This window comes from Stenotrophomonas sp. GbtcB23 (genome assembly GCF_019091045.1).
Classification (GTDB): Bacteria; Pseudomonadota; Gammaproteobacteria; order Xanthomonadales; family Xanthomonadaceae; genus Stenotrophomonas; species Stenotrophomonas rhizophila_A.
The window spans coordinates 1-278 of record NZ_JAGXKC010000371.1; the positions used below are offsets into that span (position 1 = coordinate 1).

1 pseudogene is annotated in these 278 nt (G+C 60.1%); it reads right to left on the minus strand.

The features are described from left to right. Positions 1 to 278, minus strand: a pseudogene (locus KVS69_RS19455) (hypothetical protein); the annotation flags it as partial.

Genomic DNA, 278 nt, shown 5'->3' on the forward strand with positions numbered 1-278 from the left:
TCTTGACCGGCCGGTTTGTCAGGGCGCTGGCATAACGGCGCTTGGACAGAATGTGGCGCTGAAGAAGAAGCGCGATCATCGAAATCGCAATCATCAGCATCGACACGGTCACCGCCATGGTCGGCGTACCGCCCATTTCGGACGTGTATTGCGTATACGCGATCGTTGCCAGCGTGCGTACGCCGCGACCGAGGATTGCCGGAGTGCCGAAATCGGCGATCGACAGAACGAAGCAGATTATCGCACCCGTGCTGACGGCCGGGAAGATCAGCGGCAGC